This is a genomic window from Pandoraea pnomenusa (genome assembly GCF_000767615.3).
Classification (GTDB): domain Bacteria; phylum Pseudomonadota; class Gammaproteobacteria; order Burkholderiales; family Burkholderiaceae; genus Pandoraea; species Pandoraea pnomenusa.
The window spans coordinates 3,336,483-3,352,747 of sequence record NZ_CP009553.3; the positions used below are offsets into that span (position 1 = coordinate 3,336,483).

Below are 16,265 nucleotides of genomic sequence, written 5' to 3' on the forward strand. Positions count from 1 at the left end.
CGATGCAATCAGGCGCTGCTGGTGCCGCGCCCGCGTGGCGTTGCGTCATTCTACGCCGTTGCACCGCCCTTTGGGGCACAGCAACGGCGCACGCCGCTTCACCGTGCGGCCGATGCCGCGGGCCTCAGGCGACCGCGTCGGCCGGCTGGCACTGCATCAGCGCGATCAGGCGAGCGATCTCCTCGCGCATGTTGCGACGGTCGACGATCATGTCGATCGCGCCCTTTTGCAGCAGGAACTCCGAGCGCTGGAAGCCTTCGGGCAGTTTCTCGCGCACGGTCTGCTCGATCACGCGCGGGCCCGCGAAGCCGATGAGCGCCTTGGGCTCGGCCATCACCACGTCGCCCAGGAAGGCGAAGCTCGCGGACACGCCACCCATCGTCGGATCGGTCAGCACGGAGATGAACGGCAGCTTGGCGTCGGACAGCTTCGTGAGCATGGCCGTGGTCTTGGCCATCTGCATGAGCGAGAGCAGGCTTTCCTGCATGCGCGCGCCGCCCGAAGCGGTCACGCAGATGAAGGGCACACCCTGTTCGAGTGCATTCTGTGCGCCGCGCACGAAGCGCTCGCCGACCACGGAGCCCATCGAACCGGCCATGAACGAAAACTCGAAGCAGGCCACCACGACTGGCAGGGTGTGGATCGCACCGCCCATGACAACCATGGCATCGGTCTCGCCGCTATCGTCCATCGCTTCCTTGATGCGATCCGGATACTTGCGGCTGTCCTTGAACTTCAGCGCGTCGACCGGCACGATCTCCTGGCCGAGTTCGTAGCGGCCTTCCGGATCGAGCAGCGCGTCCAGACGCGCGCGCGCACCGATGCGCATGTGATGGTCGCACTTCGGGCAAACGTGCAGATTCGCTTCCACGTCGTTGCGATACAACACCGCTTCGCACGACGGGCACTTGATCCACAGCCCTTCCGGGATGCTCTTGTTGCGCTGCGTCGGATCGGTTTGCTTGATCTTCGGGGGCAGCAGCTTATCGAGCCAGCTCATAGTTTCTCCTTGGCAAACGCCCGCTCCACAGGGGCGGGCGTTTCTGGCGACCGTATGATACGGTCGTTTCAATTCAGCGTTTCACCGGGCGGGTCGGGCGCCCCTCGGGCCGTCTCGACCCCGGACGCCGCGAATTTACGCCGATTTGGCGCCCTCGTCGAGCGCCTGACGGATACCGCCGATGAATTCAGCCAGCGATTTTACCGCGTTCTGGCCTTCCAGATCACGCGGCGTGTTTTCCAGACGCTGCACGATGGCACTGCCGATGACCACGGCGTCGGCCACGCTTGCGATGGCGCGGGCCGTTTCGGCGTCGCGAATCCCGAAGCCCACGCCGACCGGCAGCGCCGCGGCCGCCTTGATCTGGGGAATCTTGGCGGCCACACTCGCCAGATCCAGGCTCGCCGCGCCGGTCACGCCCTTGAGCGAGACGTAGTACAGGTAGCCGCTCGCCTGACGTGCCACGGCGGCGATACGCGCATCGGTCGACGTGGGCGAGAGCAGGAAGATCGGATCGATGCCGTGCGCGCGCATGGCGCCCGCGTAGGCTTCGGCCTCCTCGGGCGGGTAATCGACCACCAGCACGCCGTCCACGCCGGCCCTGGCGGCGCGCTCGGCGAAAGCCTCGAGGCCCATCGCCTCGATCGGGTTGGCGTAGCCCATGAGTACGACCGGCGTGCGATCGTTGGTCTGACGGAACACGGCCACGTAGCCGAGCACCTCGGCCAGGCTCACGCCGCGCGCCAGCGCGCGCTCCGAGGCGCGCTGAATCACTGGGCCATCGGCCATCGGGTCGGAAAACGGCACGCCGAGTTCGATGACGTCGGCACCGTTGTCGGCCAGCGCGTGCATCAGCTTGACGGACCACCCCGGCTCCGGATCGCCGGCGGTGATGAACGGAATGAGGCCCTTCTTACCCTGCGCTTGCAAGGCTTGGAACGTCGCTTGAATGCGGGACATGATCGGAAAGTCTCTGAAGTCGTTGGTTGGCGAGCGCGTGATAGTGCGCGTTGAGCTCGAAGCCGACGAAACGCCGGCCGTGCAGCGCGCACGCCACGGCCGTCGTGCCACTGCCCATGAACGGGTCGAGCACGAGTCCGCCGGGCGGGCAACTGGCCAGCACCATGCGCTCGATGATATGCAGCGGTTTCTGCGTCGGATGATCGACGCGTTCGGGGTCTTGCCGGTGCAATCGCGAGATCGACCACAGATCCTTGGGGTTGTAACCCAGTTCCAGCCACTTGCTGCCCTCGAAGATGCGGCGCGAGCGCGCCTTCTTCGTCGCGGCGTCATACGGCACGCGCACGGCATCGAGGTCGAAATAGTAGTCCTTCGACACTGCGAAAAAACCGATGTTGTCGTGCACGGACGAGAATCGCCGCGTACTGCCGCCCATGCTGGGCACGCGGCGATCCCAGATGATCTCGTTGATCATCAGCATGCGCTGCTTCAGAAACACGAAGAGCTCGGGGGCGTACTGCCACGTACAGAACAGATAGAGCGAGCCGCGCGGTGCGAGCTTCGGAATGGCCGCCTCCAGCCAGCCATACGTCCAGCCGAGAAAGTCCTCGCCGGAGCGCTTGTCCGAGTCGTTGCCGTAATCCTTGCCGAGCCCGTAGGGCGGGTCGGCCAGAATCAGGTCGACGCTGCCGTCTTCCAGTTCATGCACGTGATGCAGGAAATCAGCGTGACGCAAATCGATGTCGCCCGGCGCCCATTGCGCCCGCAGCTCGCCGGCAGCCTCCAGGGCTTCGAGACGTGCGGCGGCGGCTTCGGTGGCGTCCACGGGACGCTCGGTCCCGAGGGCATCATTCTGTGCCTTGCGATCAGTCAGATCGGTCATGCTGGTTCGGTTGGTGTCAGGAAGGATCAGGGAATCCGTGGCATCCCGCCGCAATGCGGCAATGCAACGGCGCTTACGCGCCCGGGTGCGCCGGCTTGGCCAGCGCCATCACGGTGTGCATGTCCTTGTCGCCGCGCCCCGAGAGATTGACCAGCACGATCTGATCGCTCGGCAGCGTGGGCGCAAGCTTGCACGCGTAAGCGAGCGCATGACTCGACTCCAGTGCCGGGATGATGCCCTCGATGCGACAGCAGTCATGAAAGGCCCGCAGCGCCTCGGTGTCGGTAACGCCCACGTACTCGGCACGCTTGATGTCGTGCAGCCACGCATGCTCGGGCCCCACCCCGGGGTAGTCGAGACCGGCAGAGATCGAGTGCGTCTCGGTGATCTGACCGTGCGAATCCTGCAGCAGATACGTGCGGTTCCCATGCAGTACGCCCGGCGTGCCACCGAGGATCGACGCCGCGTGGCGGCCGGTCTCGATGCCCTCGCCCGCCGCTTCCACGCCCACGAGCTTCACGTCGGGCACGTCGATATACGGGTAGAAGATGCCCATGGCGTTGGAGCCGCCGCCCACGCACGCGAGCACGTAATCCGGCTGACGACCGGCCAGTTCGGGCATCTGCACCTTGCACTCCTCGCCGATCACGCTCTGGAAATCGCGCACGAGCATCGGGTACGGGTGCGGCCCGGCCACGGTACCGATGATGTAGAAGGTACTCTCGACGTTCGTCACCCAGTCGCGCATCGCTTCATTGAGGGCATCCTTGAGCGTCTTCGATCCGGACTCCACCGGAATCACGGTCGCGCCCAGCAGTTGCATGCGGTACACATTGGCGGCCTGGCGCTTGACGTCCTCGGCGCCCATGTAGACCACGCACTCCATGCCGAAACGCGCGGCGATGGTCGCGGTGGCCACGCCGTGCTGCCCCGCCCCGGTCTCGGCGATCACACGACGCTTGCCCATGCGGCGCGCAAGCAGCGCCTGTCCGATCACGTTGTTGACCTTGTGCGCGCCGGTGTGATTCAGGTCTTCGCGCTTGAGGTACACCTGCGCACCGCCCAGTTCCTGGCTCCAGCGCTTGGCGTGATAGATCGGCGACGGTCGGCCGACGTAATGCTTCAGTTCGTAGTGGAATTCTTCGAGGAAAGCCGGATCGTGCTGATACCGGGCATACGCCTCGCGCAGTTCGTCGAGCGCGTGAATCAGCGTCTCGGCGACAAAGACACCGCCGTACGGGCCGAAATGGCCCCGGGCGTCAGGAAAATCGTACATGGTCGTCACTCTTCGCAGTACCGGTGCGCGGCCCTTGCGGCCGCCCCGGCGGGTTGCTATTCGGTGTCGGCGGCACGCACTGCGTGCACGAACGCCGTCATGCGGGCGGGATCCTTCACGCCCCGCGACGCCTCCACACCGCTCGACACGTCGACGGCGTACGGCGCCACCCGGCCGATGGCTTCAGCAACGTTGTGTGCGTTCAAGCCACCACTCAAAACGGCCCGACGCGCGATGTCTTTTGGAATAAGTGACCAATCGAAAACCTTTCCTCCACCGCCATAGCCCTCGACCAGGGCGTCGAGCAAGATGCCTTGCGCGGCGGTGTATGCCTGAGCGAATTGTAGCAAATCGCCGCTGTCTTTCGTCTCCGGGCCGATACGCATGGCGCGCATGTAGGGACGGTTCCCGGCCGCGGCCGACAACGCCGCGCATTGCTCGGGCGTTTCGTCCCCATGGAACTGGAGGCTGGTGAGCGGCACGGCCTCGACGGTTCGGGCGATCTCGTCGGGTGCGGCGTTGACGAACAGGCCGACCAGACTCACGTACGGCGGCACCCGCCGGGCCAGTTCGGCCGCACGCGCCAGCCCCACATAGCGGGGACTGGGCGGATAGAACACGAGGCCGATCGCGTCGACGCCAAGCGCCACCGCGTGGTCGATGTCCGCCGCCTGAGACAAGCCGCAGATCTTGATTCGCGTACGGGAGTTGAAGGAATTCATGAACGGGCCCACGGCATCGGAAATGGCCACGCAGCCCAGTTGGGCTCGGGCACGGCGAAACGCTCAGGATACCCCACGCGTGCCAGATACAGGCCATCGGGCATGAACGTCGGCGCGGCCTGACGGCGGTCCAGACTCGCGAGCACGTGCGCCATCCAGCTCGCCGGCTGGCGCCCACGGCCGATCGCCAGCAGGCATCCCATGATGTTGCGCACCATGTGGTGCAGGAAGGCGCTTGCGCGAAAGCGGAACACGAAGAAGTGCCCCTGCTGCTCGATATCGATGCCATAGAGATGCTTGACCGGCGTTTTCGCCTGGCATTCGGACGACCGGAACGCTGAGAAGTCGTGCTCGCCCACGAGTGCCTGGCCGGCGGTGCGCATGGCGTCGAGATCGAGCGGCGTGTGCAGCCAGCCACAGCGACCGTCGAGCAGCGGGGAGCGCACCGGATGCACGTACAGCACATAGAAGTAGGTGCGCTCGAACGCCGCGAATCGTGCGTGAAAATCGTCCGGCATCGCCTGCGCCCATTGCACGGCAACCGTTTTCGGCAGGAACGCGTTGACGCCGCGCACCCACGAAAACATCGCCCGGTCCAGTTCCGTGTCGAAGTGTACGACCTGACCAATGCCGTGCACACCGGTGTCGGTGCGGCCCGCGACCGTCGTGGGCAACGCCACGCCGCCGAATTCCCGCAATGCGGCTTCGAGCGCCTGCTGCACGGTGTTGCCGTGCGGCTGCGATTGCCAGCCGGAGAACGCCGTGCCGTCGTAATGGATGCCCAGTGCGATTCGCATATGAAAAAGAAAAATGGGCGCCCAAGCTTCGGGCGCCCCAAACTACGGTCAATCTGTGGTGTGTTCGCCGGTGTGCCGCCGCGTCACTTGCCAAGCTCGGCCAGCCGCGCACGCGCGACCGACTGTTGCGCGGCGTCGCCGCCGGCGATCACCTCCTCGAGCAGCTCGCGCGCGCCATCGTCGTCGCCGATGGTCTGGTACGCCGCCGCCAGTTCGAGCTTCGTGTGGAACTCGTCGGGCACGTCCGCCTCTGTCGCGCGCGGGACAATCGGCGCGGGCGACACGTCCTGCGCCTGCGGTGCCGCGGGCTCACCTGCATACGACGTGGCAGGCGTGGTCGGTGACAACGGCGCATGGGCCTCATGCGCCACGAGCGCCTCGGTCCCCGTTGGCACGGGCAATACCGGCGCGCTCGCCGATGCGGACGCCGGTGAAGCCTCGTCGCCCTTCAGGTCGAGACTGAAATCGGACAGGTCGAACGACAGCGGCTTGAGCGACGGCGCCTCGTGTGCGGCGTCGGTGTAGCTGCGCGGCGCTTCCTCGGCGCTGGCGGCCTGCCGCATCGCGGCATCGAAATCCTCGTCGCTGAGTTCGTCGCCCGGCTCGTCGGCGGCGTCGTTGTTCGCGTCGTCCGATGCGTCGGCGCCGTGCTGCGCGGCCGCCTGCTCATGCAACGGATGCCCCGGCGGCGCCATCGTGAACTGGACCGAACCGATGCCCTGCGAGAGCGACGGCAAGGCGCCGCTGGAAATCGTCCCCACATGCGCCGGCTGGCCCGGAATGCCGAGATCCAGATCGCCAAGCATGCCGGCAACGCCGCCCTTCGGCGCCGCTTGCGTGGACAGTTCGGCCAGCAGTTCCTCGCTTGTCCCGGACGCCGGTTCGCGCGAGTTCTCCGACGCAGGCACGGCCTCGAGCTCGGATGCCGGTTCGGCATGTGCTGCGAATGCGGCCGTCGATTCGGGAGCCACACTGCCAACAGCCGCCGCCGCGTTCAGGGCTTCGAGCGATGCGAGGCTCGCCGCCATCGGATCGGGATGTGCGGCAGGCGCATCGCCCACGGCGACGGTCGGCTCCACCTCGCCGGCTTGCTCCGCAAACGCGGCATCCCAATCAATGTCCTTCTCGTCGGCGCCATCCGCTGTCGATTCCCCGGCGTGGGCGCCGTCGGCAACCAGGTGCTCGTGATCAATTTCAGACGCTTCAGCCGTTTCAGCCGTTTCAGCCGTTTCAGCCGTTTCAGCCGTTTCCAAAGGCGGGAACGCCTCGGGCGCCCTGGATGCCTCGTCGAGGCCCGCGGTAAGCTCGTCGTCCGGCGAGTCCTGCGCCGCCTCCCATTCGTCCGGCACGGCGGATTCAGCCGCGGCCAGCGTATCCTCCGGCGTCGACCACGCATCGTCGGCCGACGGATGCAGATGTTCGTCCGCCTCCGCCTGATTTGCCGCGTAAAGCGCTGCCGCGCCGGCGGCGGCGCCCGCAACACCGGCAGCCGCGACGCCATGCACGCCCGGCGACGCGCTCTCGGGCGCATGGTGTCCCGCAGGATCGTCGTCGTACCCCCGCGAAGCGTCGGGCCCCTCGCGACCGTCGTCGTACGGCCCGGGCTGCCCCACTGGCGGCTCGGCGCGGCGACGGCGCATCAGCGCCCACAAGCCGAGCAACACCACCAGCACGCCTGCGCCGGGAAGCACATAGGGGTTCTGGGTCATGGCACGCCAGTTCATCCCCGCGTTCGGCGTGGCATTTGCCGCGGCGGCTGCGCCCGCCGATGCACTGGCCGCTAACGGCGCGCTGGCGGCGGTCGCATCGCTTGCGGACGCTGCCGCGGTTGCCTCGGACGCGGTTGCCGAGGCATCCGAGGCGGCTTCGCCGGCGATGGCCGTGGCTTCGGAGGCCGTCGCGGCACTGGCGCCCGCCCCCTCCGCCTTCGCGTCCGGCACTTGCGCGCCGTTGGCTGCCTTCGGCGCCGTCTGGGCCTCCGCAGGTGCGTTCTTACTGCCTTCCGCAGGCTTTGCCGTCTTGTCCTGCGCAGGCACCCCGGAAGCGGTGGCGGCCTGCTCCTCCAGCTTCGCGGCGGCCTGATTCTTCATCGCCAACAGCTTCTGGAGATCTGCTACGTTCTTCTGCAACTCATTCACCCTGCCCTGGGCCTCGGCCTGTGCCTTGCCCTGGGCGATTTGCTCTTCTTCGCTGCCGCCGGTACGTCCGGCCGAGCCGCCCGCCCCACCCTTGCCGGGTCGCGACAGCTTCAATTCATCGCGCGTGGCGGGGGCGGCGGCTTCCGGCGCCTTGCCCGCTTCGATCGCGCCCTGTGCACTGCGGCCACCGGCCGGTGCCGCCTGCTGCGCCGTCGAATCGGCCAGCCGCGCGCGATACGCATCAAACTGTTCCCGCGCGGCAGACACGAACTTGTGCGCCTGCGCGGGAGGAATACTCTGCACCTGTGCATCGGCAGGACGCGTCAACGTCACGCCCTGGCGCAACCGGTTCGGGTCGTTGCCAATGAATGCCGAGCGGTTCGCTTCGAACAGCGCGGTCATCATCTGCGCAAGGGTCGTGCCGCCCTCGCCGTCCGTAAACTCGCGGGCGATCGACGACAGTGAATCGCCACGGCCGACCTTGCGCGTGTCTTGCGCGTCTGCCGCGCCGCGAGCGGCGCTGGCCGCCGGGGCAGGCGCAGTCGGTACCGGGGCCGACGCCGCCGACGCCGACGCCGCCGACACAGGCGCTGCCGCCTGCGTCGTTGCCGCCGGCACGACTGCCTGCGGCTGCGCCAGACTGGCTTCAGGAATCGCCGAGAGGGTCACGGCGTTGGACTGTCGACCGGTACGCCATTCGACCACCAGCAACAGATCGAGGAATGACGTACTGACCGGCTCGGCCGAGTCGACGTGAACGAGATACGTTCCGCTATAGCCCGGCTCACGCCCACCGGTCGGCGAGACCGATACCGAGAGCTTGTCGAGCGTGGGGTCGTAGCGCAGACCGGCCTGCCTGAAGGCGTCGCGCGGCGCGAGTTTCACTGACAACCCGTCGGCTTCCGCCGGCGACACGTTGCCCAGCACGATCACGGCGCGCAACGGCTGGCCTGGGCCCGAGCGCACCTGTTGCGGGCCGAACTCGGCAGCACCGGCGTTGAGGAGCCCCAGGCTCCACAGGACAGCCGCCGCTGCGCTCAAGCGAAACGAATTACGGGACGAATTTGCGCGCTTGCCGGTCGAGTATTTCCGCACTGTGATCTTGTTTGCCTGTCAGTCGTTTGTCACTGGCAGCCCCTCACACGAGGGGTGCCTCCCAAAGCGCGGACGGCGGCCTCGCGGGCCGCCGTTCTTCATGCGCTACCGATGCACGACGACGCTCAAGCGTCGAGCAGGATCCGCAGCATGCGGCGCAGCGGCTCGGCCGCGCCCCACAGCAGTTGATCGCCCACCGTGAACGCCGACAGGTACTCCGGACCCATCGACATCTTGCGCAGGCGTCCCACCGGAATCGTCATCGTGCCGGTCACGGCGGCAGGCGTCAAATCGGTCATCGACGCCTCGCGCGTATTCGGCACCACCTTCACCCAGTCGTTTGCCTGGCCGATGATGTCGGTCAGTTCATCTAACGGCACATCCTTCGTAAGCTTGATGGTCAGTGCCTGGCTGTGGCAACGCATCGCACCGACACGCACGCACAGGCCGTCGACCGGAATGGCGCGGGTGCCCGGGAAGCCGTCGCCCAGACCCAGGATCTTGTTGGTCTCGGCGCCGCCCTTCCACTCTTCCTTCGACTGACCGTTGCCCAGGTCCTTGTCGATCCACGGAATCAGGTTGCCACCCAGCGGCACACCGAACTGCTTCGTTTCCTCGGCCGTCAGCGCGTGCTGCTTGGCGAGCACCTTGCGATCGATCTCGAGAATGGCCGAATGCGGATCGTCGAGCAGCGCCTTGACTTCGGCATTGATGCTGCCGAACTGCGTGAGCAGCTCGCGCATGTGCTGCGCGCCGCCGCCCGATGCCGCCTGGTACGTCATCGACGTCAGCCAGTCAACCAGACCGTGCTGGAACAAGCCGCCCAGACCCATCAGCATGCAGCTCACCGTACAGTTGCCACCGATGAAGTTCTTCGTGCCCTTCGACAGCGAATGCTTGATCACGTCGAGGTTGACCGGATCGAGCACGATGATTGCATCGTCCTTCATGCGCAGCGTCGACGCGGCGTCGATCCAGTAACCGTTCCACCCTGCCGCGCGAAGCTTCGGGAAGATCTCGGTCGTGTAGTCACCGCCCTGGCAGGTAATGATGATGTCGCATTTTTTCAGCTCGTTGACATCATTGGCGTCTTTCAGCGAAGTCTCGTTCTTCGCCATCGACGGGGCTTTGCCGCCCGCGTTGCTGGTGCTGAAAAACACCGGCTCGATCAAGGCGAAGTCGTTCTCCTGCTGCATGCGCTGCATCAGGACCGAACCGACCATGCCCCGCCAACCTACCAGACCTACGGTTTTCATTTATCCACTCTCTTATCGTTGCAATTGCGCCAAGGGGCGTCTCACGACGCCCCGTCAGCGTTATAGCGCGGCAACCACCGCCGCGCCCATTTCGCGCGTACCGACCTTGGTCGCGCCTTCCTGCCAGATATCGGGCGTGCGCAACCCCTGCGCCAGCACCTTCTTGACTGCATTCTCCACGCGGTCGGCCTGTTCGGCCTTGCCCAGCGTGTAGCGCAGCATCATGGCGGCCGACAGGATCGTCGCCAACGGATTGGCCACGCCCTTGCCAGCGATGTCGGGAGCCGACCCGTGCGACGGCTCGTACAGCCCCTTGTTGTTGGCGTCGAGCGACGCTGACGGCAGCATGCCGATCGAACCGGTGAGCATCGCGGCCTCGTCCGACAGAATATCGCCGAACATGTTGCCAGTCACCACCACGTCGAAGTTCTTGGGGGCCTTGACCAGCTGCATCGCGGCGTTATCGACGTACATGTGCGACAGCTCGACCTCCGGATACTGCTTGGCGACCTCGACCATCGTGTCGCGCCACAGCTGCGAAGTCTCGAGCACGTTGGCCTTGTCGACCGAGCACAGGCGCTTGCCGCGCTTGGCCGCCGCCTGGAACGCCACGTGCGCGATGCGCTCCACTTCGGGCACGCTATAGCGCATGGTATCAAAACCTTCGCGCGCGCCTTCGAAAGCGCCGTCCGGCGACTGACGAAACCCCTTCGGCTGACCGAAGTAGATGTCGCCGTTGAGCTCACGGATGATCAGGATATCGAGCCCCGCCACGATCTCCGGCTTCAGGCTCGACGCGTCGGCCAGCTCCTTGTACAGAATGGCCGGACGGAAGTTAGCGAACAGCTGCAGATGCTTGCGCAGCCCCAGAATCGCCTGCTCGGGACGCAATGCGCGCTCGAGCGAATCATACTTCCAGTCGCCCACGGCGCCGAACAGGATCGCGTCGGCTTCCTTGGCCAGCTTGAGGGTGGCCTCCGGCAACGGATGGCCCGCGGCCTCGTAGCCGGCGCCGCCCACGGGCGCTGCCTCGAGTTCGAACTTTTCGCCAAGCGCATTGAGCACGTTGACGGCTTCCGTCACGATTTCCGGACCAATGCCGTCACCCGGCAACACAGCGATTTTCATGCAATCTCCTTGGATATGCCTGGAATGCGCGGGCTCAGCCCGGCAAACGCGTTGCGAGCCACGGCTGCCTGGCAAGCCGCTCGGCCTCGTAGGCGCGAATCTTGTCGGCGTGACGCAGCGTCAGGCCGATATCGTCGAAGCCGTTCAACAGGCAGTACTTGCGAAACGGCGCGATATCGAACTCATAGGCGCGGCCGTCCGACGTGATCACGGCCTGCTTGTCCAGATCGATCGTCAACTGATAGCCGTTGAATGCCGCCGTCTCGTTGAACAGGTGATCGACCTGCATCTCGCTCAGCGCGATCGGCAGCAAGCCGTTCTTGTAGCAGTTGTTGAAGAAGATGTCGGCAAAGCTCGGCGCGATCACCGCGCGGAACCCGTATTGTTGCAGCGCCCACGGCGCGTGTTCACGCGAGCTGCCGCAGCCGAAGTTCTTGCGGGCGAGCAGAATCGTCGCGCCCTGGAAGCGAGGCTGGTTAAGCACGAAGTTCGGGTTGAGCGGACGCGTGCTGCAGTCCTGGCCCGGCTGACCGACATCGAGATAACGCCACTCGTCGAACAGGTTCGGACCGAAGCCCGTACGCTTGATCGACTTCAGGAATTGCTTGGGGATGATCGCGTCGGTATCGACGTTCTCGCGATCCAGCGGTGCCACCAGCCCCGTATGGACGGTAAATTTTTCCATCACGAACCACCTGATCAAAACAGTTCGGCTGCGGCCCGCATCCGCGATGCGCAAGCCGTCACAACCGGAAATTTCGTAGGTGCGCGCGCCGGGAATCCCCGCGCGACGCGCACCGTCGCATCACTTCTTCGCGGCGTTTTCGAGCGCCGAGCCAGCGGCTTGCGTATCCTTGCCCAGGCCCGCCATCGTGTTGCAACCTGCCACACCCAGGAGCAACACCGCACCGATCAGCATCCACAGTTTCTTCATGGTTTTGTCTCTGTCAAAGCTAGTGTCAAACGACGGATAAATCGATGCGAACGCGTCAAACGAGGCGACGCACGTCGACGAAGTGCCCCTCGATGGCCGCGGCGGCCGCCATGGCCGGGCTCACCAAATGGGTGCGTCCTCCGGCGCCCTGACGGCCTTCGAAGTTGCGGTTCGAGGTCGAGGCGCAGCGCTCGCCCGGTTCGAGCCGGTCGGCATTCATCGCCAGGCACATCGAGCACCCGGGCTCGCGCCACTCGAAGCCGGCCGCCTTGAAGACCTGGTCCAGCCCTTCCTGCTCGGCCTGATGCTTCACGAGCCCCGAGCCCGGCACGACCATGGCCAGACGCACGTTCGACGCCACCCGGCGCCCCAGCTTCTTCACGACGTAAGCCGCTGCGCGAATGTCTTCGATGCGCGAATTGGTGCACGATCCGATGAAGACCTTGTCGACGTTGATGCTCGACATGGGCGTGTCCGGCGTGAGTGCCATGTACTCGAGCGCTCGCTCCATGGCGCTGCGCTTGACCGGATCCTTCTCTTTCTCGGGGTCGGGCACGCGGTCCTCGATGCTCACCACCATTTCCGGCGACGTCCCCCAGCTCACCTGCGGACGCAGCGTGCTGGCGTCGATCTCGACCACATGGTCGAACTTGGCCCCGGCGTCGGTGTGAAACGTGCGCCAGTAGGCTTCGGCCTGCTCGAACTCCACGCCGGACGGCGAAAACGGTCGGCCCTTCACGTAATTGATGGTCGTGTCGTCCACCGCCACCAGACCGGCCCGTGCGCCGGCCTCGATGGCCATGTTGCACACGGTCATGCGCCCTTCCATCGACAGCGCGCGGATCGCCGAGCCCGCGAATTCGATCGTGAAGCCCGTGCCGCCAGCCGTGCCGATCCTGCCGATGACGGCCAGCACGATGTCCTTGGCGGAGCAACCGCGCGGCAGCGTGCCTTCGACCTTCACGAGCATGTTCTTGCTCTTCTTCATGAGCAACGTCTGCGTGGCGAGCGTGTGCTCGACTTCGGAGGTGCCAATGCCGAACGCCAGCGCGCCGAACGCGCCGTGCGTGGACGTATGCGAGTCACCGCACACTACCGTCATGCCGGGCAACGTGGCGCCCTGCTCCGGCCCGATCACGTGCACGATGCCCTGACGGACGTCGTTCATCTTGAATTGGGTGATGCCGTAGTTGTCGCAGTTGCTGTCGAGCGTGTCGACCTGCAGACGCGAAATCGGATCGGCAATGCCTTGCGTACGGTCGGTGGTCGGCACGTTGTGGTCCGACACCGCGAGGTTGGCGGACAGGCGCCACACCGGACGCTGTGCGAGTTTTAGCCCCTCAAACGCCTGCGGACTGGTCACCTCGTGCAGCAGGTGGCGGTCGATGTAGAGCAACGTAGTGCCATCGTCCTCGGTATGCACGACATGTGCATCCCACAATTTGTCATACAGCGTCTTGGCCATGATAAAAACGCGGGGCTAAATATGGTTCTGAGAACAAATATCGTTCTGGGAACTTTTGATTATGCCATAGCGCTTTCGCGCCGGCGGAATACGAAATCCCCGGAAAACCGGGCGGTAAACGCACGATCAACCGGGGATTTGTGCGAATCACGGCAGCGTGTGCCGTGGATTCGAATATAGCGCAACGAGGGCTCGCTGCGGGCCGCACCGCCTTGCCGTTTCGGCAAGGTTGCGGTGCCGGCACGGCAAGCGGGGGCCGTGCCGGGGGCCTCGACTCGCTTAGCGCTTGTCGATTGCCGTCACTTCGCGCGGCGTGTGGCCAATGAACAGCTGACGCGGACGACCGATCTTCTGGTCCGGCTCGCCGATCATTTCGTTCCACTGCGCGATCCAGCCCACGGTACGGGCCAGTGCGAAGATGCAGGTGAACATCGAGGTCGGGATGCCCAGCGCGCGCTGCACGATACCCGAGTAGAAGTCGACGTTCGGGTACAGCTTGCGCGACACGAAGTATTCGTCTTCCAGGGCGATCTTCTCGAGCTGCATGGCCAGCTTGAACAGCGGGTCGTCGTGCAGGCCCAGTTCGTTGAGCACTTCGTAGCACGTCTCGCGCATCAGCTTGGCACGCGGGTCGTAGTTCTTGTACACGCGGTGACCGAAGCCCATGAGCTTCACGCCCGAGTTCTTGTCCTTCACCTGCTTGATGAACTCGGGGATCTTGTCCGGCGAACCGATCTGCTCGAGCATGTTCAGCGCGGCTTCGTTCGCACCACCATGCGCCGGGCCCCACAGACAAGCGATACCGGCGGCGATACACGCGAACGGGTTCGCGCCCGACGATCCGGCCAGACGCACGGTCGACGTCGAAGCGTTCTGTTCGTGATCGGCGTGCAGGATCAGGATACGGTCGAGGGCGCGCACCAGCACGTCGTTGACTTCGTACTCTTCGCACGGGTTCGCGAACATCATGCGCATGAAGTTCGCGCTGTACGACAGGTCGTTGCGCGGGTACACGAACGGCTGCCCGATGCTGTACTTGTACGCCATGGCCACGAGCGTCGGCAGCTTGGCGATCAGGCGGATGGCCGAGACTTCGCGATGCGTCGGGTTATTGATGTCGAGCGAGTCGTGGTAGAACGCGGACAGGGCGCCGACCGAGCCGGTCAGTACGGCCATCGGGTGCGCGTCGCGACGGAAGCCACGGAAGAAGAAGTTCATCTGCTCGTGAACCATCGTGTGACGGGTGACCGTCTTCACGAACTCTTCCTTCTGCTGCGCGTTCGGCAGCTCGCCCTTGAGCAGCAGGTACGAGGTCTCGAGGAAGTCGCAGTGGGTCGCCAACTGCTCGATCGGGTAGCCGCGATACAGCAGCTCGCCCTTGTCGCCATCGATGTAGGTGATGGCCGAATTGCACGACGCCGTCGACATGAAGCCCGGGTCATACGTGAACTTGCCAGTCTGGCCGTACAGCTTACGGATGTCGATTACATCCGGGCCCATCGTTCCCTTGTAGATCGGCAGCTCGACGCTAGGCGAATCGTCAGAGAAAGATAGGGTGGCTTTAACTTCAGACGGAGTCATATCGCTTCCTCAAAAAAATACTGTAAACCCCTACACGGCACGCAAAAGCGCCAGCAGGCGCTGCACGTCCGGCCCGTCCAGATCCGCCTCGGGCTCTTTACGCGCTAGCAGCAGATCCATCAAATCGTTGTCGCTCAAATCGAGCAGCTTCGTGAGCGCGCCCACATCCTCGTCGGTCATCGACGCTTCGTATTTGGCGAAGAACCGTTCGAGGATAAGGTCGTTTTCCAGCAAACCGCGGCGTGCCCGCCAGCGCAGGCGGGCACGTTTGACCGGATCGGACTGGTGAGTGGTATCCGGCATGATCGATGGGTCAGACGGCGCGACGCACCATCAGCTCCTTGATCTTGCCGATCGCCTTCGTCGGGTTCAGACCCTTCGGGCACACGTCCACGCAGTTCATGATCGTATGGCAGCGGAACAGGCGATACGGATCTTCCAGGTTGTCCAGACGTTCGCTGGTCGCCGTGTCGCGGCTGTCCGCGATGAAGCGATAGGCCTGGAGCAGACCGGCCGGGCCGACGAACTTGTCCGGATTCCACCAGAAGCTCGGGCACGACGTCGAGCACGAAGCGCACAGGATGCACTCGTACAGGCCGTCGAGCTCGTCACGCTGTTCGGGCGACTGCAGACGTTCCTTCTCCGGTGCCGGCTCGGGGTTGATCAGATACGGCTTGATCGAGTGGTACTGGTTGAAGAAGTGCGTCATGTCGACGATGAGGTCGCGAATGACGGGCAGGCCCGGCAACGGCTTGAGCACGATCTTGTTCGGCAGATCGTTCATGTTGGTCAGGCAGGCCAGACCGTTCTTGCCGTTGATGTTCATCGCGTCCGAACCGCACACGCCTTCACGGCAGGAGCGGCGGAAGGCGATACCTTCGTCGAGCTTCTTGAGCTTGACCAGGGCGTCGAGCAGCATGCGCTCATGACCGTCGAGTTCGACCTCGTAGGTCTGCATGTACGGTGCGGCGTCCTTGTCCGGATCGTAGCGGTAGACTTCAAAAATGCGTTTCATGATCTTGCGAATCCC

General features: G+C 64.8%; 15 protein-coding genes. All 15 read right to left on the reverse strand.

What is annotated here, in order from left to right:
- Window positions 1-124: 124 nt before the first annotated feature.
- Window positions 125-1,000 carry an acetyl-CoA carboxylase, carboxyltransferase subunit beta gene (gene accD / locus LV28_RS38930; protein WP_023596589.1) on the reverse strand — a complete coding sequence of 292 codons (876 nt, stop codon included), beginning with the start codon at window positions 998-1,000 and terminating at the stop codon, window positions 125-127.
- Window positions 1,001-1,135: 135 nt separating this feature from the next.
- Complete coding sequence (gene trpA / locus LV28_RS38935) at window positions 1,136-1,960, reverse strand: tryptophan synthase subunit alpha (RefSeq protein WP_023596590.1); 825 nt, start codon at window positions 1,958-1,960, stop codon at window positions 1,136-1,138.
- Entirely contained in the window at window positions 1,914-2,843 is a 930-nt protein-coding gene (locus LV28_RS38940; protein ID WP_023596591.1) for a DNA-methyltransferase, read from the reverse strand. Before LV28_RS38940 ends, trpA begins: the two co-directional genes overlap by 47 nt.
- 73 nt (window positions 2,844-2,916) lie before the next feature.
- Window positions 2,917-4,119, reverse strand: coding sequence for a tryptophan synthase subunit beta (gene trpB, locus LV28_RS38945; protein WP_023596592.1), 1,203 nt, complete (start codon window positions 4,117-4,119; stop codon window positions 2,917-2,919).
- A 56-nt stretch (window positions 4,120-4,175) separates the two neighbouring features.
- Window positions 4,176-4,841, reverse strand: coding sequence for a phosphoribosylanthranilate isomerase (locus LV28_RS38950; protein ID WP_029754106.1), 666 nt, complete (start codon window positions 4,839-4,841; stop codon window positions 4,176-4,178).
- The gene (truA, locus tag LV28_RS38955) at window positions 4,838-5,638 is read right to left on the reverse strand and encodes a tRNA pseudouridine(38-40) synthase TruA (RefSeq protein ID WP_038620746.1); all 801 of its coding nucleotides are present in this window, start codon (window positions 5,636-5,638) and stop codon (window positions 4,838-4,840) included. Before truA ends, LV28_RS38950 begins: the two co-directional genes overlap by 4 nt.
- An 83-nt stretch (window positions 5,639-5,721) precedes the next feature.
- Window positions 5,722-8,817, reverse strand: a complete 3,096-nt coding sequence (locus tag LV28_RS38960; RefSeq protein ID WP_038620743.1) for a motility hub landmark protein FimV — start codon at window positions 8,815-8,817, stop codon at window positions 5,722-5,724.
- A gap of 179 nt (window positions 8,818-8,996) precedes the next feature.
- Complete coding sequence (asd, locus tag LV28_RS38965; RefSeq protein WP_023596596.1) at window positions 8,997-10,127, reverse strand: aspartate-semialdehyde dehydrogenase; 1,131 nt, start codon at window positions 10,125-10,127, stop codon at window positions 8,997-8,999.
- A 60-nt stretch (window positions 10,128-10,187) separates the two neighbouring features.
- Window positions 10,188-11,255 carry a 3-isopropylmalate dehydrogenase gene (gene leuB / locus LV28_RS38970; RefSeq protein WP_023596597.1) on the reverse strand — a complete coding sequence of 356 codons (1,068 nt, stop codon included), beginning with the start codon at window positions 11,253-11,255 and terminating at the stop codon, window positions 10,188-10,190.
- Between the two features lie 34 nt (window positions 11,256-11,289).
- Window positions 11,290-11,940, reverse strand: coding sequence for a 3-isopropylmalate dehydratase small subunit (gene leuD / locus LV28_RS38975; protein WP_023873898.1), 651 nt, complete (start codon window positions 11,938-11,940; stop codon window positions 11,290-11,292).
- Window positions 11,941-12,060: 120 nt separating this feature from the next.
- Window positions 12,061-12,189: an entericidin A/B family lipoprotein gene (locus LV28_RS38980; protein ID WP_023596599.1), complete on the reverse strand. Its 129-nt coding sequence runs from the start codon at window positions 12,187-12,189 to the stop codon at window positions 12,061-12,063.
- A gap of 55 nt (window positions 12,190-12,244) precedes the next feature.
- Window positions 12,245-13,654, reverse strand: coding sequence for a 3-isopropylmalate dehydratase large subunit (gene leuC / locus LV28_RS38985; protein WP_023596600.1), 1,410 nt, complete (start codon window positions 13,652-13,654; stop codon window positions 12,245-12,247).
- Window positions 13,655-13,933: 279 nt separating this feature from the next.
- Entirely contained in the window at window positions 13,934-15,235 is a 1,302-nt protein-coding gene (gene gltA, locus LV28_RS38990; RefSeq protein ID WP_023596601.1) for a citrate synthase, read from the reverse strand.
- Between the two features lie 30 nt (window positions 15,236-15,265).
- Window positions 15,266-15,538 (reverse strand): FAD assembly factor SdhE, encoded by a 273-nt coding sequence (locus LV28_RS38995; RefSeq protein WP_023596602.1) that lies wholly within the window; start codon window positions 15,536-15,538, stop codon window positions 15,266-15,268.
- Window positions 15,539-15,548: 10 nt separating this feature from the next.
- On the reverse strand, window positions 15,549-16,253 hold the full coding sequence (locus tag LV28_RS39000) for a succinate dehydrogenase iron-sulfur subunit (RefSeq protein WP_023873897.1): 705 nt from the start codon (window positions 16,251-16,253) through the stop codon (window positions 15,549-15,551).
- Window positions 16,254-16,265: the final 12 nt, after the last annotated feature.